The 8,070-nt window shown below is 62.4% G+C and carries 5 protein-coding genes and 1 tRNA gene; all 6 read left to right on the forward strand.

Features of this window, described 5'->3' with window-relative positions; all coding sequences use genetic code 11:
- Positions 1-152 precede the first annotated feature (152 nt).
- Positions 153-962: a GTP cyclohydrolase FolE2 gene (folE2, locus tag O2807_08660; protein MDA1000567.1), complete on the forward strand. Its 810-nt coding sequence runs from the start codon at positions 153-155 to the stop codon at positions 960-962.
- 150 nt (positions 963-1,112) lie between these two features.
- The gene (gene metH / locus O2807_08665; protein MDA1000568.1) at positions 1,113-4,856 is read left to right on the forward strand and encodes a methionine synthase; all 3,744 of its coding nucleotides are present in this window, start codon (positions 1,113-1,115) and stop codon (positions 4,854-4,856) included.
- 176 nt (positions 4,857-5,032) lie between these two features.
- Positions 5,033-5,117 (forward strand) — tRNA-Leu (locus O2807_08670).
- A 96-nt stretch (positions 5,118-5,213) separates the two neighbouring features.
- Positions 5,214-6,563 carry a trigger factor gene (tig, locus tag O2807_08675; protein ID MDA1000569.1) on the forward strand — a complete coding sequence of 450 codons (1,350 nt, stop codon included), beginning with the start codon at positions 5,214-5,216 and terminating at the stop codon, positions 6,561-6,563.
- A 4-nt stretch (positions 6,564-6,567) separates the two neighbouring features.
- The gene (gene clpP, locus O2807_08680) at positions 6,568-7,224 is read left to right on the forward strand and encodes an ATP-dependent Clp endopeptidase proteolytic subunit ClpP (GenBank protein ID MDA1000570.1); all 657 of its coding nucleotides are present in this window, start codon (positions 6,568-6,570) and stop codon (positions 7,222-7,224) included.
- A 65-nt stretch (positions 7,225-7,289) separates the two neighbouring features.
- Positions 7,290-8,070 (forward strand): ATP-dependent Clp protease ATP-binding subunit ClpX (gene clpX, locus O2807_08685; GenBank protein ID MDA1000571.1); only part of this gene is annotated, 781 nt, incomplete at its 3' end.

Genomic DNA, 8,070 nt, shown 5'->3' on the forward strand with positions numbered 1-8,070 from the left:
CCCTCATGAACTATGCGAATGCGCGGGGGGTGGACCTCTCCCGCGCCGTCGCCGAAAAAATGGCGGAGATCGACCGCCGCAGACTTCAGGACAGCGCATCCGGCCCCGAAGGACCGGACGCCTAGAGGCTGCCGAGAAAGGAACTGCCCGCAATGACCATCAATCCGCTGGATGTGACCGAGCTGGCCGACGTTCAGGCGAGCCCCGATCAAAGGCAGGTGGATATCGACAAGGTGGGGGTGAAGAACATCCGCTACCCCATCGTGGTGAAGGATCGCGCCAAGGAAGCGCAGAACACGGTGGGCCTGGTGAGCATGTACGTCGATCTGCCGCACCATTTCAAGGGAACCCACATGAGCCGTTTTCTCGAGATCTTGAACGAGAACAACGGGCTAATCAGTATCGAGCGCCTGCCGCATCTTCTGCAGACCATGCGTGAGCGCCTCGACGCCGAGACGGCGCATTTTTCGGTCTCCTTTCCCTATTTCATGAAAAAGGCGGCTCCCGTCACCGGCTCCGAGGGGGTGATGTCCTACGAATGCGTCTTCGAGGCTTCGATGGGCGCGGGCAACGACTTTGTCCTCTCTGTTGAGGTTCCGGTCACGACGCTGTGTCCCTGCTCGAAGGAGATCAGCGATCGCGGGGCGCACAACCAGCGGGGGGTGGTGGCTCTCCGGGCGCGGTTCGAGGGGGAACTCTGGATCGAGGAGCTGATCGAGCTGGTCGAGGGCGCGGCAAGCTGCGATCTCTATCCCGTTCTCAAGCGCGAGGACGAGAAGTTCGTCACCGAAAAGGCGTTCGACAACCCCCGGTTCGTGGAAGACCTTGTGCGGGAGATCGCGCTTCGCCTCAGACAGGATGCGCGCATTCGCTGGTTCCGGGTGGAGGTGGAGAATTTCGAGTCCATCCACGCGCACAATGCATTTGCCTCCATCGAGGAGATGCGCGGAGAGAGTGCCTAGCGCGCCCGGCTCTCGCCGTGATGCCGCCGGGTGTTAGCCCGGCGGTTTTTTTGCGCAAATGGCGTGCCCGGTTCGCTCCGGATTCGATGATATAGTATGCGGTGCCCCCAAGGCGGGGCATTTCGGGATGGGGCCGGCCCCGGAGGAGAGATGGTCACGGCGGAAAAAACGACCCAGGGACAGCGGACAGCCATGTTGCCCCCGCTTCTTCAGTCCCGGATTCTGATCCTCGATGGGGCCATGGGCACGATGATCCAGGCCCGCGGTCTCGATGAGCGCGACTTCCGGGGGGAGCGGTTCGCGGATCACCCCTGCAGTCTCAAGGGGAACAACGATCTGCTCTGCCTCACCCAGCCCCAGATCATCAAAGACATCCACCGCGCCTATCTCGAGGCGGGGGCGGACATCATCGAGACCAATTCGTTCAATTCCACCGCGATCTCCCAGGCGGACTACCAGCTCGAAGATCAGGTTTATGATCTCAATTTCGCCGCGGCGCGGCTCGCCCGCGAGGCGGCCGATGAATTCGAGGCGGGTGGCTCCGCCCAGGTCCGTTTCGTCGCCGGCGTCCTCGGCCCCACCAACCGGACCGCCTCCCTCTCGCCCGATGTGAACGATCCGGGCTTCCGGAACATCACCTTCGATGCGCTGGTGGAAGCCTACACCGAATCCATCCGCGGCCTCCTCGACGGCGGTTCCGACTTGCTCCTCGTCGAGACGATCTTCGACACGCTGAACTGCAAGGCCGCCCTGTTCGCCATCGAGCAATATTTCGAGGAGAACGGCGTTCGCACCCCCGTCATGATCTCGGGAACCATCACCGACGCCAGCGGCCGTACCCTCTCGGGACAAACCACCGAGGCGTTCTGGAACTCGATCTCCTTCGCGAAGCCGATTTGCGTCGGCCTCAACTGCGCGCTCGGGGCGGCCGAACTCCGCCAGTACGTCGAGGAGCTTTCCCGTGTCGCCGACACCTATGTCAGCGTTCACCCGAATGCGGGGCTTCCGAACGAATTCGGCGAGTACGACGACACCCCCGAATACATGGCCGGGATCATGGAGGAGTTCGCCCAGAGCGGGTTTCTGAACGTTGCGGGCGGCTGCTGCGGGACGACGCCGGCCCACATCAAGGCCATCGCGGAGGTGATGCGGAAGGCCGCTCCCCGGAAGATTCCCGAGGTTCCGCGCAGGTGCCGCCTCAGCGGCCTCGAGCCCCTGAACATCGGTCCCGGGATGAACTTCGTGAACATCGGAGAGCGGACCAACGTCGCGGGCTCGGCCCGTTTCGCCAAGCTCATCCGGGAGGAGGCCTACGAGAAAGCGCTCGAGGTGGCCCGCCATCAGGTGGAGAACGGCGCCCAGATCATCGACGTGAACATGGACGAGGGCATGCTGGACTCAGTTCACGCGATGACGACCTTCCTGCGCCTCATCGCCGTTGAGCCCGACATCAGCCGCGTTCCCATTATGATCGACTCCTCGAAGTGGGAGGTGCTCGAGGCGGGCCTCAAGTGTGTCCAGGGCAAGGGCATCGTCAACTCCATCAGCCTCAAGGAGGGGGAGGGCCCTTTTCTTGAGCAGGCCCGGCGGGTGCACCGCTACGGCGCGGCGGTGCTCGTCATGGCCTTCGACGAGGAGGGCCAGGCGGAAACCGCCGAGCGCAAGGCGGAGATCTGCACGCGGGCCTATCGCCTTTTGATCGAGAAAGCGGGTTTTGAGCCGCAGGACATCATCTTCGATCCCAATATTTTCGCGGTGGCGACCGGCATCGAAGCGCACAACGGCTATGCGTGCGCCTATTTCGAGGCGATCCGGCAGATCAAGGAAAACCTGCCCCACGCCCTGATCAGCGGCGGGGTCAGCAACGTGTCGTTCTCCTTTCGGGGCAACGACCCGGTGCGCGAGGCGATGCACTCGGCCTTTCTCTATCACGCCATCCGCGCCGGCATGGACATGGGCATCGTGAATGCCGCCCAGCTGACGGTCTATGAGCAGATTCCCGCCGATCTGCTCGAACGCATCGAGGATGTGATTCTGAACCGCCGCCCGGACGCCACCGACCGGCTCCTCGAGGTGGCCGATTCGGTCAAGGGCCAGGTGCATGAGAAAAGAGAGGATTTGAGCTGGCGGGACTTCCCGGTGGGAACGCGCCTCGCCCAAGCCCTCGTCAAGGGGATTGCCGAATATATCACCCAGGACACCGAGGAAGCGCGTCAGCAGGCGAAGCGGGCGATCGAGGTTATCGAGGGTCCCTTGATGGACGGCATGAACATCGTCGGCGATCTGTTCGGCTCGGGCCAGATGTTTCTTCCGCAGGTGGTCAAGAGCGCCCGCGTGATGAAGGCGGCGGTCGCGCATCTGATCCCCTTCATCGAGGCCGAGAAAGCCGACGGCGAAGGAAGCAGCAGCAACGGGAAAGTCGTCATCGCGACGGTCAAGGGCGATGTCCACGACATCGGGAAAAACATCGTTGCCGTGGTGCTCCAGTGCAACAACTACGAAGTGATCGACATGGGCGTCATGGTGCCTGCCGCCGATATTCTGAAAAAGGCGAAAGAGGTAGGCGCCGACATCATCGGCCTGAGCGGCCTGATCACGCCCTCGCTCGAGGAGATGGCGCACGTGGCGGGCGAGATGGAGCGCGAGGGCTTTCAGGTGCCGCTCCTCATCGGAGGCGCCACGACCTCGCGCGTTCACACGGCGGTAAAGATTGAGCCTCGCTACAGCGGGCCGACGATTTATGTGCTCGACGCCTCGCGGAGCGTCGGGGTGGTTGGGAATCTGATGGCGCCCGGGCAGCGGGAGGCTTTCACCGAGCAGGTGCGGGCGGAGTATGCGGGGTTACGGGAAAATCACGAGGGCCGCCGGAAACGCTCCCAGATGTGCACGCTCGAGGAGGCCCGTGCCAACCGCTTCGAAGCCGATTGGGAGAAGACGCCCCCGCCGCGGCCGCGCTTGATCGGGGAGGAGGTGTTCGAGGATTACCCGCTCGATGAGCTTCGCGATCGAATCGACTGGACGCCCTTTTTCAGTACCTGGGAGCTCGCCGGAACTTTCCCCAAGATTCTCGAGGATAAAAATGTGGGCGAGGCGGCCCGCAGTCTCTACGAGGACGCCCTGTCCATGCTTGAGGATATCGTCGAGCGGAAGCTTCTGAAGGCGAGGGGAGTGATCGCCATTTTGCCGGCGGCGCGCTCGGGGAGCGATGATGTGGATGTCTTCACGAGTGGATCGAAAGATGAGATTGCGCTGCGCGTCCACTTTCTCCGCCAGCAGATCAAAAAGGCGCCCGGCACGCCCAACTTCTGTCTGGCCGACTTCATCGCCCCCCCCGGGAGCGGGGTGGGGGATTATCTCGGGTTTTTCGCCGTGACGGCGGGGATCGGCCTCGGCGCTCTCGTGTCGGAATACGAGAAGAAGAACGACGACTACAGCGCCATCATGGCCAAGGCGCTGGCCGATCGGCTCGCCGAGGCCTTCGCCGAGCGGCTCCACGAGCGCGTGCGCAAGGAATTCTGGGGGTACGCCCCCGGCGAGGCCCTCGACAGTGCGCTGCTCATCCAGGAGCGCTACCGCGGGATCCGCCCGGCACCGGGGTATCCGGCCTGCCCGGATCACACCGAGAAAGGACCTCTTTTTGCTCTGCTCCGACCGGAGGAGCGAGCCGCGATCCGCCTTACCGAGAGCTTCGCCATGATGCCGGCCGCCTCGGTGAGCGGCTATTACTTCTCCCATCCCGCGGCCCGCTACTTCGGCGTGGGGAAGGTGGGGAAAGACCAAGTGGCGGACTACGCCCGCCGAAAGGAAATTCTCCTCGCCGAGGCCGAAAAGTGGCTTGCGCCGAATCTGGGCTATGACCCGCGTGCGGAGGAAGCGGACAAGTCCCCGGCCTAGCAGCGCAATCTCCTGCCCTGGCCCGAAAAACGGCGGTTTTTGCGGGCCGAACCAGCGGGTCTTTCTCCAATTGACGGCCTGCGGATGGATTGTCTAGAGTGTCCACCTTCGGGGCCGCGTTGCGGCCCTTTGAAGTGTATGGCGGCGATTCGGCTTGGAAGGGGGAAAACGGCCCCGCGAAGGTGGCGGAACCGGTAGACGCGCAGGATTTAGGATCCTGTGCCTTCGGGCGTGGGGGTTCGAGTCCCCCCCTTCGCACCACGGTTGCCCGTATCACGCTTGCCCGTATCACGCTTGATCACGCTCCCCGGCAGGGCCGGGCGGGCGGATATTTTATTATTTGCAAGGAGCCGATGCATGCCGGCCACTGTCACCGACGTTGATGCCTGTACGAAAAAGCTCGAGGTGGGCGTTCCCCGGGCCGATGTGGACAAAGAGATGGAGCGCGCCTACAAGCGTCTGAGCGGGCGCGTGCGCATCAAGGGATTCCGGAAGGGGAAGATTCCCCGGAACGTTCTGGAACGCTACTACAGCGAAGAGGTCCGCGCCGAGGTCCTCAACCGCGTGATCAGCGACTCTTACCGCTCGCTTCTCGAAGAGAAGGGGATGCGCCCGGTCGGGGAGCCGAACGTCACCGACATCCAGATGGAAGATGATGCGCCCGAGCTGACCTACAAGGCCACGGTGGAAGTGATTCCTCCGTTCGAACTCGCTCCCTATACCGGTCTGGAAGTACAGGTGAAGAGCCAGCCCATCACCGATGAAGCGGTGGATGCGGAAATCGATAAATTGCGCAAATCCGCCGCGACGTTCGAGGATGTCGAGCGCCCCTCCCGGCCGGGCGATTACGTCATGTTCGACATCGAGGGTTTCGATGGCGGGGAGCCGGTGGCGAACACGAAGGGGGAAAACCAGTCGGCTCTCCTTGGCGAAGCGCAGGCCGAGCCCGAGCTCGAGGCGGCGCTCACCGGGATCGAGCCGGGCGCGGAGCGCGAATTCGAGGTGGATGTCCCCGAGAACGCCCCCCCCGAGCTGCAGGGGAAGAAGCTTCTCTTCCGGGTGAAGTGCCGCTCCATCAAGGAGCCGAACCCGCCCGCGCTCGACGATGATTTCGTCAAATCCCTCGGCAGGGGTTTTTCCACTGCCGATGAGCTTCGCGAGCAGTTTCGCAAGGATCTGGAGTCCTACCAGGAAACCGCCGTCCACTCCCAGGGCATCGAGGAGATGATGCGGAAGCTGTGCGAGGCGAACCCCTTCGAGGTTCCGCCGACGCTGATCCAGAATCATTCGGTCCAGCAGATTCACGACTACGAACACCAGCTTCAACACCAGAATCCCGAGGCCCGGATCGACGACGTCCAGCGCGAGCAGATGATGACGGTGCTGGCCCCCGAGTCGGAGCGCCGGGTGCGCGAGTTGATCCTGGTGGACCGGGTTCAGGAGAAAGAGGATATCCATGTCGTTCCGGGGGAAATCGAGGCGTACGTGCAGGAAATGGCCGCCCGCTACCGGATGGAGCCCGAGAAGCTGCAAAAGCGCCTGGCCATGACGGGTGGCATGGAATCCATTGTCCGGAATATGGCGTATAATAAGACGGTGGAATGGTTGTATGAGCGGGCAATGGTGGAGGTGATTGTCGAGGAGGGGGGCTCCGGTGAGGAGGCCCCTGAAGCAGAAGCCGCCGCCGATTCTGAAGAGAAAGGATAGTACTGTGGCATTGATTCCCATGGTGGTCGAGCAAACCAGCCGCGGTGAGCGGGCGTACGATATTTACAGCCGGCTCCTCAAGGACCGGATCATATTCCTGGGCACGCCGATTGACGACAACGTCGCCAATCTTGTGACGGCCCAACTCCTCTTTCTCGAGGCCGAGGAGCCCGAGCGGGAAATTGCGATGTACATCAACAGCCCGGGCGGCTCGGTGACGGCGGGCCTCGGCATCTACGACACGATGCAGTACATCAAGTCGGAAGTTTCGACGATTTGCATCGGCCAGGCGGCCAGCATGGGCGCCCTCCTGCTGACGGCTGGCGCGAAGGGCAAGCGATACGCGCTTCCCAATTCGCGCATCCTCATCCATCAGCCCCTCGGCGGCGTTCAGGGCCAGGCGTCTGACATCGACATCCAGGCCCGAGAAATTCTCCGGATGCGCGAGGAACTCAACAAAATTCTCTCCACGCACACCGGCCAGACCATCGAACAGATTGGGCTTGACACCGACCGCGACAACTTCATGAGCGCGACTCAGGCGAAAGCCTATGGGCTGATCGATGACGTCATCGTCTCGCGCGCGGAAATTCCCGAGAACGGCGCGGGCCGCGGCAAGAAGAAAGACAAAGAAGACGGTACGGGGAAAAACGGAAACTAAGACAAGCCGTTTCCTCGTTGCAAGCGGTCTCTCGGCCGCAGACCGGGTGCCCCAGGGAGAGGAAAATGCCGAAGAAAGCTTCCGACAAGAATGATTCCCTCCGTTGCTCTTTCTGCGGAAAGGGGCAGGAGGAAGTCAAAAAGCTGATCGCCGGCCCCGGCGTGTACATCTGTGATGAGTGTGTCGAGCTGTGCAACGACATCATGGTGGAGGAGTGGAACGAGGAGCGGAAGCGCGAGGCGAAAGCACTTCTCAAGCCCTCCGAGATCAAGACCATTCTCGATGAACACGTCATCGGCCAGGAGCGGGCGAAAAAGATTCTCTCGGTCGCTGTCTACAACCACTACAAGCGGATCGACGCCAATGTCGATCTGCACGATGTCGAGCTTCAGAAGAGCAACATTCTGCTCATCGGCCCGACCGGCTGCGGCAAGACGCTGATGGCGCAGACGCTGGCCCGGCTGCTCGACGTTCCCTTCACCATCGTGGACGCCACGACGCTGACCGAGGCGGGCTATGTCGGCGAGGATGTGGAAAACATCATTCTCAAGCTCCTGCAGGCCGCCGACTTCGACGTCTCGCGCGCCGAGCGGGGCATCATCTATATCGACGAGATCGACAAGGTAAGCCGCAAGAGCGAGAACCCCTCCATCACCCGCGACGTTTCGGGCGAAGGGGTTCAGCAGGCCCTTTTGAAGATCATCGAGGGAACGGTCGCCAACGTGCCGCCCCAGGGCGGCCGGAAGCACCCCCACCAGGAGTTCCTCCGCGTGGACACGACCAACATCTTGTTCGTTTGCGGGGGCGCCTTCGTGGGGCTCGACACGCTGATTCGCCAGCGCGTGG

The sequence above is a fragment of the bacterium genome (assembly GCA_027622355.1).
In the GTDB taxonomy this organism is placed as follows: Bacteria; UBA8248; UBA8248; order UBA8248; family UBA8248; genus JAQBZT01.